The sequence below is a fragment of the Vibrio ostreae genome (assembly GCF_019226825.1).
GTDB lineage: Bacteria > Pseudomonadota > Gammaproteobacteria > Enterobacterales > Vibrionaceae > Vibrio > Vibrio ostreae.
Window position 1 is genome coordinate 1213631 of sequence record NZ_CP076643.1, and the last position, 21167, is coordinate 1234797.

Annotated in this window: 19 protein-coding genes, 2 tRNA genes and 1 riboswitch; of the genes, 6 read left to right on the top strand and 15 right to left on the bottom strand. The window is 49.8% G+C overall.

Annotation, left to right across the window (positions count from 1 at the left end):
• Nucleotides 1-50: 50 nt before the first annotated feature.
• Complete coding sequence (locus KNV97_RS11590) at nucleotides 51-1022, bottom strand: calcium/sodium antiporter (protein ID WP_136487496.1); 972 nt, start codon at nucleotides 1020-1022, stop codon at nucleotides 51-53.
• Between the two features lie 237 nt (nucleotides 1023-1259).
• Nucleotides 1260-2576, bottom strand: coding sequence for a methyl-accepting chemotaxis protein (locus tag KNV97_RS22145; protein WP_218563168.1), 1317 nt, complete (start codon nucleotides 2574-2576; stop codon nucleotides 1260-1262).
• A 463-nt stretch (nucleotides 2577-3039) separates the two neighbouring features.
• On the opposite strand from KNV97_RS22145, the gene KNV97_RS11600 reads away from it, so the two are divergent.
• Entirely contained in the window at nucleotides 3040-3933 is an 894-nt protein-coding gene (locus tag KNV97_RS11600) for an MBL fold metallo-hydrolase (protein ID WP_218563169.1), read from the top strand.
• Between the two features lie 84 nt (nucleotides 3934-4017).
• Here KNV97_RS11600 and KNV97_RS11605 read toward each other — a convergent pair whose 3' ends face one another.
• The 4 genes from KNV97_RS11605 to KNV97_RS11620 form a co-directional block, all read right to left on the bottom strand.
• Entirely contained in the window at nucleotides 4018-5094 is a 1077-nt protein-coding gene (locus KNV97_RS11605) for an iron-containing alcohol dehydrogenase family protein (RefSeq protein ID WP_218563170.1), read from the bottom strand.
• A gap of 180 nt (nucleotides 5095-5274) precedes the next feature.
• Entirely contained in the window at nucleotides 5275-6597 is a 1323-nt protein-coding gene (locus KNV97_RS11610; protein WP_218563171.1) for a D-serine ammonia-lyase, read from the bottom strand.
• 110 nt (nucleotides 6598-6707) lie between these two features.
• The gene (locus tag KNV97_RS11615; RefSeq protein ID WP_218563172.1) at nucleotides 6708-6983 is read right to left on the bottom strand and encodes a M20/M25/M40 family metallo-hydrolase; all 276 of its coding nucleotides are present in this window, start codon (nucleotides 6981-6983) and stop codon (nucleotides 6708-6710) included.
• A gap of 269 nt (nucleotides 6984-7252) precedes the next feature.
• Entirely contained in the window at nucleotides 7253-8269 is a 1017-nt protein-coding gene (locus tag KNV97_RS11620) for a 1-aminocyclopropane-1-carboxylate deaminase (RefSeq protein WP_218563173.1), read from the bottom strand.
• A gap of 192 nt (nucleotides 8270-8461) precedes the next feature.
• Here KNV97_RS11620 and KNV97_RS11625 point away from each other — a divergent pair, with 192 nt between their 5' ends.
• Entirely contained in the window at nucleotides 8462-8926 is a 465-nt protein-coding gene (locus KNV97_RS11625; protein ID WP_256612926.1) for an Lrp/AsnC family transcriptional regulator, read from the top strand.
• A gap of 23 nt (nucleotides 8927-8949) precedes the next feature.
• Here the strand turns inward: KNV97_RS11625 and KNV97_RS11630 are convergent, their stop codons facing one another.
• Together KNV97_RS11630 and KNV97_RS11635 are read right to left on the bottom strand one after the other, a co-directional pair.
• On the bottom strand, nucleotides 8950-9483 hold the full coding sequence (locus tag KNV97_RS11630; protein ID WP_218563175.1) for a hypothetical protein: 534 nt from the start codon (nucleotides 9481-9483) through the stop codon (nucleotides 8950-8952).
• Nucleotides 9484-9677: 194 nt separating this feature from the next.
• Nucleotides 9678-11273, bottom strand: a complete 1596-nt coding sequence (locus tag KNV97_RS11635; RefSeq protein ID WP_136487510.1) for an ABC-F family ATPase — start codon at nucleotides 11271-11273, stop codon at nucleotides 9678-9680.
• 215 nt (nucleotides 11274-11488) lie between these two features.
• Nucleotides 11489-11587, top strand: a riboswitch (TPP riboswitch).
• Nucleotides 11588-11678: 91 nt separating this feature from the next.
• Here KNV97_RS11635 and KNV97_RS22000 point away from each other — a divergent pair.
• Genes KNV97_RS22000 through KNV97_RS11650 form a run of 4 tightly spaced genes read left to right on the top strand, consistent with a single transcriptional unit; the run spans nucleotide 11679 to nucleotide 14307 of the window.
• Entirely contained in the window at nucleotides 11679-11807 is a 129-nt protein-coding gene (locus KNV97_RS22000) for a hypothetical protein (RefSeq protein ID WP_256612930.1), read from the top strand.
• Nucleotides 11800-12564, top strand: coding sequence for an ABC transporter ATP-binding protein (locus KNV97_RS11640; protein ID WP_218563176.1), 765 nt, complete (start codon nucleotides 11800-11802; stop codon nucleotides 12562-12564). Before KNV97_RS22000 ends, KNV97_RS11640 begins: the two co-directional genes overlap by 8 nt.
• Nucleotides 12557-13345 (top strand): ABC transporter permease, encoded by a 789-nt coding sequence (locus KNV97_RS11645; RefSeq protein WP_218563177.1) that lies wholly within the window; start codon nucleotides 12557-12559, stop codon nucleotides 13343-13345. Before KNV97_RS11640 ends, KNV97_RS11645 begins: the two co-directional genes overlap by 8 nt.
• A 17-nt stretch (nucleotides 13346-13362) precedes the next feature.
• Entirely contained in the window at nucleotides 13363-14307 is a 945-nt protein-coding gene (locus KNV97_RS11650; RefSeq protein WP_218563178.1) for an ABC transporter substrate-binding protein, read from the top strand.
• A gap of 58 nt (nucleotides 14308-14365) precedes the next feature.
• Here KNV97_RS11650 and KNV97_RS11655 read toward each other — a convergent pair whose 3' ends face one another.
• The 7 genes from KNV97_RS11655 to KNV97_RS11685 all read right to left on the bottom strand — a co-directional run bounded on the left by KNV97_RS11655 (nucleotide 14366) and on the right by KNV97_RS11685 (nucleotide 21059).
• Nucleotides 14366-15052 carry a response regulator gene (locus KNV97_RS11655; protein WP_136487513.1) on the bottom strand — a complete coding sequence of 229 codons (687 nt, stop codon included), beginning with the start codon at nucleotides 15050-15052 and terminating at the stop codon, nucleotides 14366-14368.
• Between the two features lie 239 nt (nucleotides 15053-15291).
• Nucleotides 15292-16860, bottom strand: a complete 1569-nt coding sequence (locus KNV97_RS11660; protein ID WP_256612933.1) for an ATP-binding protein — start codon at nucleotides 16858-16860, stop codon at nucleotides 15292-15294.
• 371 nt (nucleotides 16861-17231) lie between these two features.
• Nucleotides 17232-18734 (bottom strand): tripartite tricarboxylate transporter permease, encoded by a 1503-nt coding sequence (locus tag KNV97_RS11665; RefSeq protein ID WP_136487515.1) that lies wholly within the window; start codon nucleotides 18732-18734, stop codon nucleotides 17232-17234.
• 11 nt (nucleotides 18735-18745) lie between these two features.
• Nucleotides 18746-19240 (bottom strand): tripartite tricarboxylate transporter TctB family protein, encoded by a 495-nt coding sequence (locus KNV97_RS11670; RefSeq protein ID WP_136487516.1) that lies wholly within the window; start codon nucleotides 19238-19240, stop codon nucleotides 18746-18748.
• Between the two features lie 100 nt (nucleotides 19241-19340).
• Nucleotides 19341-20324 carry a tripartite tricarboxylate transporter substrate binding protein gene (locus KNV97_RS11675; protein ID WP_136487517.1) on the bottom strand — a complete coding sequence of 328 codons (984 nt, stop codon included), beginning with the start codon at nucleotides 20322-20324 and terminating at the stop codon, nucleotides 19341-19343.
• Nucleotides 20325-20868: 544 nt separating this feature from the next.
• Nucleotides 20869-20945: transfer RNA gene (locus KNV97_RS11680), tRNA-Val, on the bottom strand.
• A gap of 37 nt (nucleotides 20946-20982) precedes the next feature.
• A tRNA-Val gene (locus KNV97_RS11685) sits at nucleotides 20983-21059 on the bottom strand.
• Nucleotides 21060-21167: the final 108 nt, after the last annotated feature.

The window sequence follows — 21167 nt, forward strand, 5'->3', positions numbered from 1 at the left end:
TTGTAAAACAGTGCCCGGTGATATCCGTCGGGCACCAGCATTTGACAGCGCTAACCCACGCTGCCCTGAATCAGGTAAATGTTATAACTTAAATAACACAGAACGAACACTCCCCCTTCCAGGCGGGAAATGGTTTTCGCTTTGCCAAGTTTGACTGCGGTCAGCAACAACAAAGCTGTAAAGAACAAGACCGATGACCAGTCGCGCCAGAAAATTTCCGCGCCAACATCAGAAATGGGTTCAATGACACCGGCAATACCGACGACCGCCAACGAATTAAACATGTTCGAACCGACAACGTTACCTACGGCCAGATCATGCTCACCTTTGCGGGCGGCGGCTAATGAGGCGGCCAGTTCAGGTAAGGAAGTACCCAGCGCGACAATGGTCAAACCGATTGTCAGCTCACTGACACCCAGTTCCTGTGCAATATTGACCGCACCCCATACTAAGATACGTGAACTGGCGACCAACAGTACCAAACCGGTAACGAGCCAAAAAATAGCGCGGGACAAGGTCATAGATTGCGGCATCACCTGTTGTTCCACTTCAGCCGGTAGCTGGCTTTTTCGCGAGCGCAAAGCACTCAATAGTGACCAGCCGACAATGCTGACGAACGCCGCTAAGAGTAACCAGGCCTCAATAGAACTGATATCGTGATCCCACAGCATCACCCCCAATACCAGAGTGATCAGCAGCAGAATTGGTAACTCTTTCCGAATAATGGTCGAGTGCACAGCTAACGGCGCTATCATCGCCGTCAAACCAAGGATAAGACTGATGTTGATGATATTGGAGCCGAGTGCATTACCCAAAGCCAACGAGGGATTGCCATCCAGTGCGGCCATCGCGGATACCACCATCTCAGGTGCTGAAGTACCAAAACCTATCACCAGCATACCAACCACCAATGGCGGTGTACCGGCATAACGCGCACTGACTGCAGCACCTTCGATAAATCGGTCTGCACTCCACATCAGGAGAATGAATCCGGCAACAATTGCCAGTATCGAAAACAACATAGTTTCAGTCCTACTATCTATACATGCTTAAAAACGGGGAAATAAGAAGGATGTATGAGTCAGTATCAAACTATGGCGTTGTTCTAATAAGTATACCAAATTATCACTTTCAATTGTGACAACAATTTGGGCTCACCATGCTTATTTTTGCAGTCGGTATAAAATTTGTGGTCGGCATAAAATTCAGCCCAGCCGAACATTCGGATGAGCTGACTGATAAATCAGATTAGATAGACGCTAGAGCTTCTGATTGAACTGGCTGACCGCATCCACAACTCGCTGTGAACCACGCTGAATATCTTCCATCACCTGTCCGGCCTCTGTCGACAGCTCCAGCGTTTCGGCGGCCTGGGACTGACAGGCAGCAATCAGTTCCACCGCATTACGGGTTCGTTTCAGGTTTTCGGTGACGACAGTACTGATTTCTTCCGTGGTACTGTTGGTACGTGATGCCAACTGTCTGACCTCATCAGCAACCACCGCAAAACCACGGCCCTGTTCACCGGCACGCGCTGCTTCAATAGCTGCATTGAGCGCCAGTAGATTAGTCTGGTCAGCGATACCACTGATACTGGCAACTAGATCATCAATACGTTTAGACTGCTCATTAAGTGCTTCAATGCCCGCGCTGGCCTGTTTCATCTGTGCGACCAGCGCGTCCATTTTTGCAATAGTCGTACTGACAACCTGTTGCCCTTGCGCAGTCTGTTGGCCGGTAATTTCCGACACATCAAAAGCGATTTTTGCCGCTTGCGACACCGCAATTTCCTGATTAACCAGCTCGGTGATCACGGTCGCGAATTTCACCACTTTATACAGCTCACCTTCCGAGTTATGAATCGGGTTATACGAAGCCTCAAGCCAAACGTCCTGGCCGTGACTGTCTATACGTTTAAAGCGGTCAGAGACAAATTGACCCGTTGCCAGTTTACGCCAGAACTCTTTGTATGCGGGTGAATTTACCTCAGCTGAATCACAGAAAATACGGTGATGTTTACCCGCGATCTGCTCATTATTGCGATAGCCCATGGTACGCAAAAAGTTCTCATTGGCGCGCAAAATAGTCCCGTCAAGCGAAAACTCAATCACCGCGGTGGAACGGTTGAGCGCCTTAAGCATATCCTCATGCTCTCGGGACGTTTTGATGGTCCGTGTCAGCTCAGAACCATAGAGAATAAAGCTTTCCAACTTACCTTTACTGTTCAGGTTCGGCTGCAGAATGACGCGTATCCAGGCGTCATCACCGTTATTTTTTTCGATCTGTAGAGCGCCATTCCAGTGCTCTTTAGTCTCAATAGCCGCTTTCATACGATTAAAATGCTGGGTGGTTCGGGCTTTCTTGGGTACAAGCTCTACCAGAGGCTTGCCCACCAGCTTTTCAGCCGCCAGACCCAATTCCGTTTGCAGACGGTGATTGACGGAAGTCACGACTCCATTAGCATCCAGACTGATTCGCATCATATCTTCGTCAAGACTGTCACGTACCTGCTCTAAAGAATAAAGTGCTTCACGAAGCCGCTGATTTTCCAGCTGTAATGACTTATTGAAAAACATAGTGACCCTTTTAAAACGCCGAAAGTATAAAAACAATTCTAGACCATTACCGTTCACAGAGCGGGTTCTGACCTGAATGATGAAAAATGCTTCTGATTGAACAGTGTAATAGGTAAGCCTCAAAACATGCCAGATTTTTGTTTCTGTTGATAATTTTATGGCAGACCAACGGCAATTTGACGCTTGATACACGTCCATCATGTACCCAGATAAACCAGAGTGTATCGCCGTTGATACATTCACAAAACTGAATACCACACAACAAGAATGAAATGGTCACCGACCATCCAACAACCAATAATAACAATTCAACAACAAGAAGAAATAATGATTCATTGACAAAACCCGTTCGCAATCAGTGAACACGGCACCGCCACTGATCGCAAGTGACGAACGATGTCAGTGCATAGTTATTTATCAAACCGATAACTATCTCTTACCTCGCAACTATAAGGAAATTGCTATGCTTAATGGTCTGCCAGCCGTGATGCTTTGTGTTGTTTCAGTCTCTGCATTTGCTCAAACGGATGTGATTCTACTTGGAACCGGTACGCCGGTTCCTGATCCGGAGCGTAGTGGGGCTTCAACTGCCATTGTCGTTGATAATGAAGCGTACATATTTGATGCCGGCGGCGGCATGGTGCAACGTGCCCTACAAGCTGCGCAGCGATACCAACTGGAGGCGCTTTATCCGACCAATATTCGTCATCTGTTTTTAACCCACTTGCACAGTGACCATATCCTTGATGTCCCTGAATTAGCTGCGACCTACTGGTGGCGGCGCGAGCATCAACTGGAAATTTACGGTCCGGTGGGCACCCAAAAGTTCATGAATGGTTACTATGATATGTTATCGGTGGATACTGATTTACGTAATTCGGGTAAACAGCCAGTGAAAAACCCAACCTACTATCAGGCCAAAGTCACCGAGTACAGTCAGGGTCAGGTAGTGTTTGACGATGGTAAAGTCACGGTCGAAGCCTTCAACGTTCCGCACGGCGCGATCACCCCTGCCTTTGGTTATAAAGTCACCACACCAGACAAAGTGGTAGTGATCAGCGGCGACACCGCCTATACCGACATCATGGCCGAAAAAGCTAGCGGAGCTGATATACTGGTGCATGAAGTCATCAGTGAGCAGGGGCTTTCCCAACTGACTCCGTTCTGGCAAAGCTATCATTCTAGTAGCCACACCACCACATCCAAACTGGCACAAATTGCCCGTAAGGCCAAGCCCGGCAGCCTGGTTTTAACCCATATCTTGCACTACACTGCACCGATTGAAAGCGTGAAGACCGAAATAGAGAGCCAGTATGGCGGTACTGTGGTACTGGGGAATGACCTAGACCGTTTCTGATCAGGCCTTTCCATCCTCGGCAACTCACCGCAAGTAACAAAAAGCCACCGTGATATAAGGTGGCTTGTTAGACTATGGACTGGTTTAACCTAGTTTTGTCGACAACGCCGATACGTAATGAATGGCATCGACCAGCTCTTGTGCACTGATGGTGCGCGGCATATTGCCCATATCTGAGGTATTGACCGACGCAGTGGCAATATCAAACAGTTCCGTCTCCGTCAGTTCGGCAATGTCAGCCAGGGTGACCGGAATACCACAGCGTTTTGCTAAATCAATTTCTGCCAGGATTTCAGCGTCTGTTCGACCTTCCAGCACTTGCAGTACCAGGTTGCCAAAACCGACCAGCAAACCGTGACCAAAATCGCGGGTTTTCGGATTGGTGGTAAAACCGTCAAACAGTGCATGCGATGCCGCAACGTGATCACCCACGCCCATAATTGAGGTAAACCCGGCAAACAGCAAGATAGCATCGGCAGCACCTTCGAGTGCGTCGCTTGCCTGTTGCTTCACATTATCCTGCATCGCCTGCTCACCGTAATCACGGATCAGGTCGTAACACAAACGGCCATTCGAATATGCGGAATAGTTAAAGCTGCATTTAGGCAGGTTATCGGCAATCGCACGGAACTCGTACAGTTTTGCCAGCGTGTCACCCAGACCCGCCGACAGCCAGCGCGGTGGTGCATGAGCAAGGATATCGGCATCAATAACCAGAGCCAGCGGTGCTTTAGCCAGCTGCTTCATGCCCATATAGTGGCCTGACTCATCGTACATCACCGTCACGGTTGAAGATGCAGCACACGTGGCAGCAATGGTCGGAATAGTTACAACCGGCAGTTGCAGGTCATCGGCAACCCATTTGCCCATATCAATCGCTTTACCGCCGCCGATAGCAAAGATCACATCCGCACCGGCACGCTTTGCCTGCTCGCTTAGGCGCTTCATATTCACTTCCGTCACTTCGCCGCCGTACCAGCTGTCGGTTAGTTCACGGCTGCCCTTTACGCGTTGCAGTGTTGGTAATGTCACTGACAGCGCGGTCTTGCCTGCTACAATAAACACACGTTGCAGCGAATCACTCAACGATGAAAAGACGTTATCCAGACAATGACTGCCTTTCAGAATTTGGTGCGGAAGTGAAACGGTTTGAGTTTGCACGGTAATAATCCCTGTATCCTTTATATCTGGCGCCAATCTACAGAGTAGGCCCGGTGATGAGTATCGAATTCTTTGCAACTGAGCCATGAATTAAATTCATCGCTCAGGCTTGTCATCATTATGGACCAACCGGACCAGTTCTTCATTATTCAACCGAATGGGTAATGAATATCGAATCAGTTAAGCCAGATATTTACCCATTTCGTCCGCAGGCACCATTCCGCCGCCGGTTGCCCAGATAACATGCGTGCAATCTGCCAGGCGGTCCATATCAACATCGAGCGATCGCAAATAGTCCTTGTGCTGGCTGACCACGACCGGGCCATACACCGCCGCCGCCGCCGCAGAAGGTTCAACCCGTATATGCTCGCTGCTGTCCAAGGCTTTCAGCCACCGCAGCATGTGTTCATCACTGATGGTGTAGTAGCCGTCAATCAAACGCTGCATGGCTCGGCCGACAAAACCGGACGGACGCCCGACCGCCAGACCATCGGCGGCGGTTTTATTATCAACCCCAATATCTTGCACACAGATCTCGTCATGCAGGCCGGTGTGTACGCCGAGCAGCATCGCAGGCGAATGGGTCGGCTCGACGAAAATGCAGTGCACATGATCGCCAAACGCCAGCTTGAGGCCAAACCCCACCCCACCCGACCCGCCACCGACACCACATGGCAGGTAGACAAACAGTGGATGCTCAGCATCGACCACGATGCCTTGCTCATCAAACTGAGCTTTTAGACGTTCTCCCGCAACCGCATAACCGAGAAACAGCGTTTTGGAGTTTTCGTCATCAATAAAGAAGCAATCTGGATCACTTTCTGCTGCTGCACGTCCCTGCGCCACCGCCACTCCGTAATCCTGCTCATACTCAACGACTGTCACACCATGTGCCCGCAGCTTACGCTTTTTCCACTCGCGTGCATCTGCCGACATATGAACGGTGACATCAAATCCGAGTTTTGCACTCATGATCCCAATCGACAGACCGAGGTTGCCGGTTGAACCGACTGCGATGCGGTGGCGGGCAAACAGCGCCCGGCACTCCTCACTGAGTAACTTGCTGTAATCGTCACTGAGCTTGAGTAACCCGGCTTGCAGAGCCAATTTTTCCGCATGGGTCAGCACTTGATAAATGCCACCGCGCGCTTTAATCGAGCCCGAGATCGGCAGATGGCTGTCCTGTTTGAGATACACCGTGCCGATGGCTGCCAGACCGGACTCCGCAATCAACCGTTGTTGCAGTTGGCTGACCGGCGTCAGAGGCGATTCAATAATACCCTGGCTGGCGCGGGTGTCAGGAAACGCCTGCATCAGATAAGGGGCGAAGCGACTCAGACGGTCACTGGCGGCTTTCACATCATTGGCATCCAGACCCACATCAGGCAGGGCCGTTTTTAGGTCAGTCACCGCGGGGTTGAACCAGCAGGTTTCCTGTAACTGAATCAACTGCTGTACCAAGGGATAACGACTGACTAACTGTTCAATCTCGGACTGATTCAATTGCTTTCCTTGTGATCTCAGACGCTCAGGTCACGGCCAACGTGCACCTGAGCGCGGTATAGTAGAGTAAAAGCCACCTGGTCCTAGTGACGATAATGCCAGAGTAAGCGCTACAATGTCAGACAGCAACGGGCGACCACAGTTGCGCGCTCAGCGAAGGTATCGATAAAGCACGTTTCGCGTTCAGTATGCGCATAAGCGCCAACCGGACCGGTGGCACAAAGCGTCGGAATACCCATTGCCGATGTCCAGCCGGCATCTGAGCAGCCGCCGGTGAACTCTCCGTCCACCGAGAGGCCAATCTTCGCCGCTTGCTGCTTATACAGAGCCAGCAGAGGATTGAGAAATATTGAATTACAAGTTTTAGCGGGCAGAACACTCCCCAAAGCGGTGCAATCTGTGCCCGAATTTTTAATTAACCAGCTAGAACCAAACCGGTGAAAAATTATTTTAATATGATGGCTATTTAAAAATAAATTCATACAACCACAAGAAAAAATTTATTTACACCGTCATAAACCAGTAATGATAAACGTTACTATTTATCTTTGAATCGACCATTAACACCACTGTGTTTAATAAAATTATATCAACGCAAAAAGCCTCGCTCAGCGAGGCCTTAAATAATCATGTCAACTTTAGCTACGGTGTAATGTTAACCGTTACGGTAGATGTAGCTGTAAGCGTTGATAGCCGGTACACCGCCCAGGTGGGCATACAGAACTTTAGATCCTTTCGGGAAAAAGCCTTTACGGGTCAGATCAATCAGGCCCTGCATCGATTTACCCTCATAAACCGGATCCGTCATCATCCCTTCCGTGCGGGCTGCGATACGGATGGCTTCATTGGTCTCTTCAGATGGCACACCGTACTCCGGATAAGCGTAATCATCAATGATGACAATGTCTTCTTCGGTGATTGGTGTCGACAGTTCAACTAAATCAGCCGTATTCTGAGCGATACGCAGGACCTGAGCATGGTTTTGTTGCGGCGTTGCCGACGCATCAATACCAATCACATTACGCGCACGGCCGTCAGCAGCAAAGCCCACCACCATACCTGCCATCGTTGAACCAGTAACAGTACACACGACGACGTAATCGAACTTGATGCCCATCTCTTGTTCCTGCTGACGGACTTCTTCAGCAAACTGAACATAACCCAGGCCCCCGTATTTATGTTCCGAGGCACCAGCAGGAATCGGATAAGGCTTACCCCCTTTCGCTTCCACATCCGCCAGCGCATTTTTCCAGCTTTCGCGAATGCCGATGTCAAAGCCATCATTGACCAGTTCAACCTCGGCACCCATCACCCGGCTCATGAGAATATTTCCGACCCGATCGTACACTGCATCCTGAAACGGTACCCAGCTTTCCTGTACCAGACGGCACTTCATGCCAATTTTCGCGGCGGTTGCTGCCACTAAGCGGGTATGGTTAGACTGCACACCACCAATGGTAACAAGGGTATCCGCCCCTGACGCAATCGCATCCGGTACAATGTACTCCAGTTTACGAATTTTGTTACCACCAAACGCCAGGCCACAGTTACAGTCTTCGCGCTTGGCATAAATGTCGACATCGCCACCGAGAAACTCAGACAAACGGCTCAGCTTTTCAATTGGGGTTGGACCAAAAGTGAGCGGGTAACGTTCAAACTTTTCCAGATTCATGGGCAATCTCCTTATTGTCGCCTGATTCCGATTTCATCAGCAGACATTGTCTGCCGTCTATGGATACAGACTACCCAAACCCACGAGAAATGTGCTTTCTAATTTCGAATTATTTTTAATCAATTATTTCCATAAATACCCATTAGTGTTTAAATAAAAATCATATGTATCGATATTATGGAAGGTTCTTTCATGAACATTTCGTTAGATAAGACCGATCGCAAACTACTGCAACTGTTGCAGCAGGACGGACGCAAGAGCAATGCTGAACTGGCTGAGATGGCCAACATCAGTCCCGCGACCTGTCACCGCCGGGTCGATCGGCTATTTAAACAAGGCGTGGTAAAATCAGTGCGCGCGGAATTAAATCCGGCCGATATAGACCTGGGGGCACTGGTTATCGTCGGCGTGGTGCTGGACCGCTCTACCCCGGAAAGCTTTGCTGAATTTGAAGCCGCGATTGTGAAACTCAAAATGATCATTGACTGCCAGTTGGTCGCCGGTGAGTTTGATTATTTTCTCAAAATCCGCGTAAAGGACATGGCCAGCTTCAATCAACTGCACGCCAATCATTTATTGGCTCTGCCCGGCGTACGTCAAATCCGCACCTTTTTTGTGATGAAGGAAGTCAAAGAGAATGCACCACTGGCGTTTTGAGCCAGACGAGATAGAGGCTGGATTCAGGAACGTGGTGAGTTACCCACCGCAGTATCCGGCTCTATAGAACCCAAACGTGCCAAACGTGATGATTTGTGCCGCTCCTGATGCAGGATGCGCTGCGCACAACGCTCAATGCGCAATAGTTCATAATCCAGTCCGTTATAGTGCTGGGTTTCAAAATGGACGATGACCCGGCGCATACTGCGGATCAACTTGGTATCGTCACTGTCGATGGTTTGATAAGGGTCGAGGCTGAGACGTACCCGGACCCGCAGCTGATTCAATTCTCGCACATCCTGGGCAAAGACTTTCTCAGCCAGCAAGCGGTCTAAATCTTTAACGCTGTAGTAATGCTTCATCGCTAATGCACTGAAAGCAGAGACATCTTGCTTGAGTTGCGCCTGCCACGCCATTCGGTGCCGTGCATAACTGTGCGCCAGGCGATCTCGCCGCCCATGCTGACCGACTTGATAAACCACCCAAACTGTCAGCAACAGTACCAGCAGCCCTGCCACCAGCAAGAATCCATGTGATGCAAGAGTTTGCGCGTCCAATGCCGCCTCCATCCCCGGTCCAGATCCGGATAACCTCTTTGTGAATCTATGCTCAAAAGTGTAGTCGATAGCGCTTGAGATGCTGCGACCAAAAAATACTCCGATAGTCAGACAGTTTTGCGACGCGCATAAAAAAACCACCGCATAACGCGGTGGTTCAGGTAATTCTTTGGCTTGATCGAATTAAACCGTCGTTAACCCATCAGGCCTTGTTTCGCCAGATACTCATCGTAAGTACCGTGGAAATCGTTCACACCTTCTTTGGTGATCTCGATGATGCGCGTTGCAATCGATGATACGAACTGACGGTCATGGGAAACAAACAGCAGTGTGCCTTTGTAGTTTTCCAGAGCCAGGTTCAATGCTTCAATCGATTCCATATCCATGTGGTTGGTTGGTTCGTCCATCAGCAGGATGTTTGGCTTTTGCATAATCAGCTTACCAAACAGCATGCGACCCTGTTCACCACCAGAAATCACTTTTACCGATTTCTTGATATCATTTTGTGAGAACAGCATACGACCCAGAATACCGCGCACGGTCTGCTCATCATCGCCCTCTTTCTTCCACTGACCCATCCAGTCCAGCAGTGACATATCTTCACTAAAGTCGTGAGCGTGGTCCTGCGCGTAGAAGCCGATGTTGTTGTTTTCAGACCACTTGATCATACCCGCCATCGGTTCCATCGCACCAGCCAGGGTGTTCAGCAGGGTTGATTTACCAATACCGTTTTCACCGATGATGGCGATACGCTCACCCACTTCAACCATCAGATTCACACCGTTAAACAGAATGTTCTCTTCGTAACCCTGTTTCAGACCTTCTACTTCCAGTGCGTTACGGAACAGCTCTTTTTCCTGCTCAAAACGAATGAACGGCGACTGACGGCTGGACGGCTTTACTTCATCAAGCTGGATTTTATCCAGTTGCTTCTGACGTGATGTCGCCTGCTTCGCTTTTGATGCATTAGCCGAGAAGCGGCTTACGAAGGTTTGCAGCTCAGCAATCTGTGCTTTCTTCTTCGCGTTATCAGCATGCAGACGCTCACGGGCTTGTTCTGCCGCAATCATGTACTGATCGTAGTTACCGTGGAACAGACGCAGTTCACCATAATCCAGATCCGCCATATGCGTACATACGGTGTTGAGGAAGTGACGGTCGTGCGAGATGATGATCATGGTACAGTTACGCGCCAGCAGAGTTTGTTCCAGCCAGGCGATGGTGTGCATGTCCAGGTTGTTGGTTGGTTCGTCAAGCAGCAGGATCTCTGGCTGCGCAAACAAAACCTGTGCCAACAGCACTCGCAGTTTCAGGCCAGGAGCCACTTCACTCATCAGACCGAAGTGTTGCTCTTCCGGGATACCCAGGCCAAGCAGCAATTCACCGGCACGCGCTTCAGCCGAGTAACCGTCCATTTCAGCGAATTCAGTTTCAAGATCGCCCACACGCATTCCGTCTTCATCGGTCATTTCCGGCAAAGCGTAAATACGATCGCGCTCTTCTTTTACCTTCCACAGCTCTTTGTGACCCATGATCACTGTATCGATGACAGTGAATGCTTCGAAGGCAAACTGATCCTGACCAAGTTTGGCCATACGTTCATTCGGATCCTTTGCAACCGAACCAGAAGACGGCTCCAGTTCACCGCCAAGGATTTTCATAAACGTGGATTTACCACAACCGTTCGCACCGATCAGGCCGTAACGGTTACCATTACCAAATTTAATCGAGATATTTTCAAATAATGGCTTATCGCCAAATTGCATGGTGATGTTTGCAGTCGTTAGCACAGGGAATCCCAAGTTGTTGGATTGTAAATAAGCGAAAAGTTGGCACTGGCCAACTTTTCAAAGTAATCGGATTCTATCAGTTTTTGTGATTAACATCACCCCTAAAAAGCACATTGATAATCAAAGCATCGCTGCGGCGTGAGGCGGCTAAATCAAGATTATCACTAAATCACTTTTCATATATTGTACAACCGATTCATTCATTGCTATGCTGCGCTCGTTAGTCGGGGGGGCCATTTGGCTGAGATCGCAAAGCGAGACCCGTTGAACCTGATTCAGTTAATACTGGCGTAGGGAACTAATCCAATCGCATGGCTCCATCGATTGATTATCTTGTGCTGTGATACGGTATCCGTATTTCTGCACCAGACTGTTCCTGCGCACGACACCCAGCAAGGAACAGTGATGAACCCAATCCAGTCAGTCTCTGCACGACTCAATGTCATTCCAGTCAGTCACCCGAACCGTGCTTTGAGCTTTGCTCACGTCGAACTGTGTTTCCCTGTGATTGAACAAGGGAATCAGCGTGCATAACTCATCCCCTGTCCTTGCCATCGAGGATTTAACGGTGCGCTACGCGCAGCAACCGCAGCCTACTCTGAACCGGCTCAGTCTGGAGCTGGGTGTCGGCCAATGGAATTGCATCCTCGGTCAGAGCGGTTGCGGTAAAACCACTCTGCTCAAATATCTCGCCGGGCTGCTGCCAGCCGAATGTGAAATCAGTGGCGGACTGCAAGCGCAGGCGGGTTCAGGCCTCTCAGGCAATATCGCCTATATGGCGCAACAGGATCTGTTGCTGCCGTGGCTGAGTGTACTGGATAATGTCTGCCTTGCAGCGCGTCTGAAAAATCAAGCCTGCCGGCAGGTCATCACCAAAGCCAAGCATCTGCTTGAACTAGTGGGCCTAACTTCAGCTATCCATCACAAGCCCGGGCAGCTTTCCGGCGGGATGCGTCAGCGGGTCGCTCTGGCCAGAACCTTATTGCAGGATAAGCCGGTCGTGCTGATGGATGAGCCTTTTTCAGCGCTGGATGCCGTGACGCGTCATCAGCTGCAGCAGCTCTCTCACCAGTTGCTGGCTGGAAAAACCGTGGTGCTGATTACCCACGATCCGGCCGAGGCCTGCCGGTTGGCTGATCGCCTGTTTATTCTGGAAAAGACCCTGGACAAAAACGCCGCCCGTCTTGAGTCACTCAACTTACCGGTCACGCCAGCCCCCAGAGACTATGACCAGGCAACCACAGAATTACACAATCAGATTTTTGCCCGTTTGGGAGCCCGTCATGCTTAATCATCCATTCATGCACAGCTCAGCGGCAGCCCAACCACGCCGACTTGCGCGTCTTATCCAACTGACGTTAACCGTGATATTTATTCTGGCGTTATGGCAGGGTGCTATCGCTGTTTTTGAATTGCCGAGCTTTATTTTGCCCAGCCCCCAGCAAGTCTTCCTTAAAGCGCTGGCACGCTACGATATCCTGCTGGCCCATGGTTGGGTGACGTTACAGGAAATCCTGTTTGGTCTGCTGCTCGGTTTGAGCTGCGGCTTATTTTTCGCCTTGCAGATGCTGCTGTTTCAACCCGTGAAACGCTGGTTATTACCGGTTCTTATCATCAGCCAGGCGATACCGGTATTCGCTCTGGCCCCGATTTTTATGCTGTGGCTCGGTTACGGCATTGCTTCGAAAGTGGTGATAGCGGCAATCATTATCTTCTTCCCGATGACCACCTGCGCCTATGACGGTTTAACTTCCACCCCGCAGGGTTACCTGGATCTGGCCAAAACCATGAACGCGACCCGCTGGCAAACCCTGATTCAACTGCAAATTCCGCATGCGCTGCCGTCGATAGCGTCTGGCATTCGGGTGGCCTGTGTTGTCGCCCCCATCGGCGCGATCACCGGCGAATGGGTCGGGTCCAGCTCAGGATTAGGCTATTTGATGCTGCAGGCCAATGCCCGCATGATGATCAGTGAAATGTTTGCGGCTCTGCTGGTGTTATCACTGATTTCACTCTCACTCTATTTTTCCGTCGACCTACTACTCAAGCGATGGATCTCCTGGAAACCTTAAACGTATAGGAATACCCCATGTTTAAAAATCTGATTACCTCACTAAGCTTGCTCAGCCTGACGGCGTTTGCCGCCCCGGCCAGTGCAGAAACGTTGTCCCTGATGCTCGATTGGTTCGTCAACCCGAACCATGGCCCGATCGTGATCGCCAAGCAGAAAGGCTACTTTGAGCAGCATGGCATTGACGTCGACATCCAGGAGCCAGCAGACCCGAGTACTCCCCCTAAACTGGTCGCAGCCAATAAAGTCGATTTGGCGATCACCTACCAGCCCAACCTGACCATGGACGTGGCAGAAGGGCTGCCGCTGGTGCGCACTGCCACCTTAATCGCCACACCGCTCAACGCCCTGATGATGCTGGATAACGGACAGCAGCCAGAATTAAAAGATCTGAAAGGGAAGAAAATCGGTATCGCTCTGGCCGGCAATGAAGAAGCTAACGTAGGAACCATGCTGCGCTCTGCAGGGGTTAGCTATTCCGATGTGAACATCATTAACGTCGGCTGGGCACTTTCTGCATCCCTTGCCTCAGGCAAAGTGGATGCGATTTGGGGCGGACTACGTAATTTCGAGACCAACCAACTGGCGCTGGAAGGCTATAAGGCCGTCTCATTTTACCCGGAAGAACATGGTGTACCCAGTTACGACGAGCTGGTGATTGTTGCCAACCACGATCACTATAACCAGAAAGCGATTGGCGCATTTAATCAGGCACTGCAGCAGGCAGTCACTTACATCGTCAATCACCCTGAACAAGCCTGGCGTGATTTCGTCGCTTACTCACCCGATACACTGGATAATGAGCTCAATCATAAAGCCTGGCAAGATACCCTGACCCGCTTTGCCCTGCGCCCGGCTGCTGTTGATCTGCAACGCTACGATCAATACGCGGAGTTTTTGTATCAGCACAAGCTGATCGCTAAGCTGCCGGCAGCAGCAGACTACGTGGTGACACTTAAATAACCGCTCTGCAGCCAGTGTTTTGAATATATCCGCTTAACACTGGCTGCCTGTGCGACACTTAGTACTTGATATACACTCTTTCCGGTCGCCCTACTTTACCGTACTCATTCTGACTGACGATCAAACCATGAGTTGAGCAGTACTCGAGATAACGGCGCGCGGTGGTTTTACTGACACCGGTACTCTGACTGACATGTTCAACGGTAAACTTTTGCCCGCTATGGCGGGAAAAGTGGCTGATAAAACGGTCTAAAGTGACCTGCTCAATCCCTTTCGGCAACAAATTAACCTGCTGTTTTCGGTGCTGCAGGTTAAACAGATCATCAATATGCTTCTGATTGAGATTGTCGTACGCTTTCATCGCATTGTTGAGGTTGAGATAACGCTGTAAGGTTTCTTGAAAGCGGTCGAATGAGATCGGTTTGAGTAAATAGTCAAAACATCCCAGTTGCATGGCTTCACGCACCGAATCAACATCGTCGGTGGCGGTAATCAGTACCACATCCATTTTTCTTTTCTTTTTCTGGCTGATCAGATCACGATATAAATCGATACCGAGACCATCTGGCAGATAGTTATCGAGCAGAATCAGTTGCGGCTGATAAGCCTGAATGATGGTTTGGGCGGTTTTTAGGGTTTCGGCTATTCCGACAATCTGAAATCGAGTCGTGGTCTTAATGATCTCCTGATAGATTTGGGTAATGTTAGGATCATCCTCGATGATAACAACGTCTATTTTGTCCATTTCACTTCCTCGTTCCAAAACGGCTTTAAGGCCAAGCCCCTGCCCCCAAAGGCATCAGCGTAACACGTGAGCCTTTTATCCCCGGACTGCGGTACACCCGCAGCCGGGAAGGCCCGCGTCTGGTTCGGAATTAAAGCCGATAATTGTGCTGACCCGACTGCAATGGCATCTCATCCAATACCGGGCGTTTTATGTTTATATTTATGGTTATGGTTATGGTTTTAGCGATAGTTATGAGTTTATGGTTCAAGCGGGCTATTCGGGATAAAGACCGAAAAGATACATCCCTGCGGAATGGCATCATCAATGTTGATAAAGCCACCGGCCTGTTCCACATGCCGTTCAACCAGATACAAACCGATGCCATGATTGGCAGCATCGGCTTTACGGGTCGAACCTCTGGCAAAAATAGCCGTCTTCTCTTGCGCGCTTAATCCTGTGCCATTATCTGATATTTCGATGAGCAGATCCTGGCCGGCATCCGTGATCAGAACCCCCACTTCAGGGGCTGCGACACCGCTCAGACGACAGGAATCAAACGCGTTATCGATCAAATTGCCTAAAATAGTACACAGCTGATTTTCATCCAGTTTTCCTTTCAGCGCTAAAAGCTGGCAAGTCGGATCCAAATTCAGTGTGATCCCCAGCTCTTTTGCTCTCAGGGCTTTGCCCAGCAAAAATGCCGCGACCTGATTGAGTAAAATAGCCTGCTTAATAAAATCCAGGGTAGCCTGCTTGTCATCGCTTTCACTGTTGATGAGCTGCAGCGCTTCATCCGCCTTCCCCATTTTTAATAATCCGGCCAGAGTGGTCAGTTTGTTAGAAAACTCATGCCGTAATACGCGCAAATTATCACTGTACTGTTTAATCTGGGTCAGGCTGGCACTCACCGCATGAATATCGTTCTGTTCGCGAAAACTGATGACCCAACCGACCAGTTCATCGCCATGCATGACCGGCTCGCGATTCGCGACAATTTGAAATCCATTGAGCTGATAGAATTCATCTTTTGGCTGACGACGCAACGGATTCAACTCGGTTTGCTCCAGCCAGGCGCAGTCATCGAGATAATCAGCGATGTTCGCCTGATACCGGTTCGCCGCTGCTTCCGGTAAATATTGCTGCGCTGAGGGGTTAACGATCATCATTTGACCTTGGCGGTCCACCGCTATGATACCTTCATAAACCGCATTGAGAATTGAGCGCTGGATTTCCCAGGAGAGAGCTATCTGCTCCGGCTCCATATTGTTCATTTGTTTCTGAATGTGGCGGGTAAACAGCCACACCGATACAAACACCAAAATCAGTAAAACCAGCATGTCCACTATGAGAGGCTGCAAATACTCTTTCAGCCAGTGATCAAAGCGAGTCAGCAGATATCCCACTGAAACGACACCAATGATCTGCCCACTGGCATTCTTGATCGGTGCTTTTCCGCGTACACCATAGCCAAGGAACCCCTCTCTTAATGAGGTGTAAGACTCGCCGCGCAGTAAGGCGCCATCATTATCGCCCCCTTGCATCGCACGCCCAATCCGGTCATCCACCGGATGAAACAGACGAATGCCGTTTTGGTCACCAATGACAATAAAACTGGCATCTGAATCCCGCATCAACCGTTCTGCAATCACCCTGATGGTGTGCTTATCCCGGCGCCCGACGCTGGCAATCAGCTCGGGATCGCTGGCAATTTCCCTAGCCTGAATCAGGGCGCGGGTTCTGACCTGGTGATCCACCGAAGAGGATAAAGTCTGATAGAACCCCCAGGCCATCACCAATGCCTGGATCAGCAATAAGGTCAGTAACAATAGAAAAATTTTATTTCTGAAACGCCAGCGCACCGGCACAGAGCCTAAAACAGGACGGCTCGATAACAAGCTGTGGGTCTTTTTAACAGGGGGCTTGGCTTGGGATCGTCATAGGTGAGACAACATCAGATATACAACAACAAAGACCCGTAAGAATAACACGGAGGTAACAGGATGACATTTGGTTGAAACATATTTACTACCAAACTTTGATATGTGAAACATCTTCCTGCTATGCGAGGTCAATACCGATTCGTTAGGCACTGACACCGAGTGAAATAACGACAAAAGCCAAAATCAGATGATGACTTTGGCTTTTGGAGAATCACTCAATCACATCAGCCCAAGGAGCATGATGTTCTGGGGGGTTGTTATGCCGTTTTCAACTCGGATTGACGACGTAGTTTACTCAGCAGTGGCCACAACACTGAGATCACAGTGACCGCCAACAGCACCTGAGCAATACCGGACTGAACGAAAATGCCCATTTCCTGGTTGGAGATTCTAAACGCCTGACGGAACGACTGCTCCATCTGACTGCCCACAATCACCGCCAGAATCATAGGCGCAGTCGGGATATTCACTTTATGCATCACCATTCCCATCACACCCAGCACAATCAGAATGTAGAAATCGACGACCGCACTACTGATTGCATAACAACCAACGAAAGCCAGACCCAGCACTATCGGGTAAAGAACGTTGGCAGGAATCGCCAGCATACGTACCAGGATCCCAGCGAGAGGAATGTTGACAAATGCCAGAATAATGTTGGCAATAAACAGGCTGGCAATCAGGCCCCAGGCGGTATCCGGATGTTGGGTAAACAGTAAAGGTCCAGGCTGGATACCCAGCATCAGGAGTGCACCCATCATCACAGCCGTTGTACCTGAACCGGGAATACCCAAAGACAACATAGGGATCATCGCGCCGATAGAGGCTGAGTTATTCGCCGACTCCGGCGCTGCGAGCCCTTCTATCGCACCATGGCCAAACTCTTCCTTGTGCGGAGAAAGCTGCTTTTCATTGTTGTAGCACATCAAAGAAGCCATGGTGCCGCCCGCGCCTGGCAACGCGCCGATGATAAAACCAACCGGTGCACTACGCAGAATCGGCCATTTCGAGCGACGCCAGTCATCTTTGCTGATCCAGATACGTTTAAACTTAGTCTGCGCTTTTTTACTGCCATCACTCAGCGCTTCCATACTTTTCATTACTTCGCCCAAGGCGTAGATACCGATAATCACCACCAGAAAATCAACCCCGGTCTGCAGTTCAAGCACACCAAAGGTGAAACGGCTTAATCCTGACTGAGCGTCAATGCCCACGGTCGCAATGGCCAGGCCAATGGCCATAGAGAGGAAACCTTTTAGCATGTTGCCTTTCGACATGGACACGGTCATCGACAGTGCCGCCAGCATCAGCATAAAGTACTCGGCAGGTCCGAATCGAATCGCAAAATTTGCGACTGGCTCAGCCAGGAAGGTCATTAATACCGCGGCTATCGTGCCACCAATCAAAGACGCAATCGCCGAGATCGCCAGCGCCGATTCCGCCCGGCCTTTCATCGCCATCGGATAACCGTCAAACGTCGCCGCCAGTGCCGCGCCGTCTCCCGGAGTATTGATAAGAATCGAGCTACGGGAACCACCAAACATCGCGCCCATGTAGATACCCGTCATGGTGATCAGTGATGCCGTCGGTCCCATGGCATAAGTCATCGGTAGCAGTACTGCCACACCGGTTGCAGGTCCAAGGCCAGGTAACATACCAATAATGGTGCCCATCACCCCACCCAGAGTGATCAACATTAAATAATATGGCTGTAGAGCAATTCCGAATCCATTCAGAAGGCTAGCAAAAATATCTGTCATACCCTGGCTCCTTAGCTAAACATCAGAGAGGTCGGCAGATTAATTGCCAACAACTCACTAAAAATAAAATAGATACCGGTCGAGAACAGTACCGCGATCAATAGCGAACGTTTCCATGCCCCGACACCGCTGGTAATAAGCAGCATCGCGAACATAAATATCGCCGTGCTTAGCATGTAGCCGGCATGCTCAAAAATTAGCGCGTAGACAAAAGCCGCTACACAGCTCAAAACAATCCGATAACGGTGTGTCTTACGTTGCGCGTGCTGCGCAATAAACTCTTGCACTGCTGCCACTGATGGTGCAACACGCCCGTTGATAATCAGCAGAATGCCAATCACAATCGTCAGCGCGGCAATCGCCAATGGCATAAAAATGGGTTCCCACGGGTTACCAAACATGGGCCGTGGTAACAAATAGGCATAGCCGCCATAGCCCAGACCAAACAAAATACTGACCACGCCGGTCAGTCCGTCCCAGTTTGCAGGCTGTGTTTGTTTGTTCATGTTAATGAAGTCCTTATTCCAGCTGAAACATAAAGGGCAATTCCCTTTATCAATCTGTTGGCTCCTTACCTGGAGCCAACAGCTATTGTTGTAATAATTTTTATCGGAACACTTCTTGGATCAGTGTTTTGTATTGTTCATTGGTCGCAGAGAGAAATTGCTCAAATTCAGCCTGATCCTGATACGCAGCTTCCCAGCCATTACGTTTCATCGCGGCTTTCCACTCGGCAGTTTCAGTCATTTTCTGCAGTGCATCACGCCAGTAATCCACCGCCTCTTTTGGCATATCTTTTGGCCCGAACAAACCACGCCAGTTTTCAAACGTGACATCGATGCCCTGCTCTTTCACGGTCGGGATCTTAGCCATCGCTCCCTCGCCAATGCGTTTGTCAGCTGTTTGTGCCAGTGCGCGCAGCTTACCGCTTTCCAACAGACCCGCGACATCACCAAGCCCGGTCGAAATCAGATCAATGTGACCACCCAGTACCTGAGCAACGACGCCACCATCCTGGAAAGAAACGTAATCGATATCTCTCAGGTCTTTAACGCCCGCGGCTTTAGCCACCAGCAGGAACTGAATGTGGTCCATAGAACCCGCGGTGGAGATGCCACCAATTTTGATCGACTTAGGATCCTTCTTGAGAGCGTCCATCACCTGATTAATCGAGGTGTAAGGCGAATCTTGCGGCACAACAAATGCGGCATAATCAGAAATCAAACGAGCCAAAGGCGTGGTGTCTTTGTAACTATATGGCGTCATCCCCGTCAGATTGGTCAGCAGAATTGGCGGAGAATAGACCGAGATCAAATCGCCTTTGCCTTTTTGAGTTTGCATGAACGTCAGGTTAACGGCACCACCACCGCCAGGACGGTTAATAACCGGCAGATTTGAGCTGACAAGGTTCTCGTCTTTCAGTGTTTTGGCCACGGTACGAATGGTTAAATCCCATCCGCCACCTGCGCCGGCAGGTGCGACCATATTAACGGTTCTTGGCGGGTAATCATTGGCAGATGCCGAAGACATTGCACCCAGTGTAGTGGCAGCAATCAGCAGGTGTGCAAAAGCAAATGTTAGCTTTCTCATAGCGCTATCCTTTAATTATTTTGTATTTGGGAATCCATTCATGAGCAACACGCAGGGAACAGTACCTCACCCGCGCGCTTCATTTATTGAGCAGATAGGTTGGACAGTGTGGCAAGCAGCGACTAAGTCCACAGCGAGAACCTGAACTGCTGCAAGCCTGACGATACTAATTAACAATTCGGTAATTTGTTGCGATAAAGGGCAACATTCGCGTGGCAAATAATGACGCTTATGGTTTTTATGGTGTTAATTATTTGCGCCAGATTTTGCGGGCGATATGGCCGAGGTGCTGGCAGCGGAATAAAGATTCGGCGGGCCTATACTTCGAGCGTACAAATCGGCTAAGGCTTGTAATGGAAAGCGTAAACGATATCGGGAAGATGCAGACGTGAATGCCGCTGCGGTCAGAAATTGAAGTGCATTCGAGCAAATGAAATGTATTAGTGCAGATGAAGCGACAGCAACGATAACCAACCGCCACAGAGAAAAACTCACACTTCAGAAACGACAAAACCCGCTAAAAAGCGGGTTTTGTAAGAAATTTTGGTGCGTCCGAGTGGACTCGAACCACCGACCCCCGCCATGTCAAGGCGATACTCTAACCAGCTGAGCTACGGACGCACACTGCATGTTTATACACTTGCTGAGTGTTTTCTCATGGTGCGTCCGAGTGGACTCGAACCACCGACCCCCGCCATGTCAAGGCGATACTCTAACCAGCTGAGCTACGGACGCTTTCCCTGAGAACGAGATGGATATTAACGACAGATTTTCATGCGTGCAAGTCAAATTTCTTTATTTTTGAATCGATTGGCTTTTCTGTAGACACTTTGTTGATTTTTT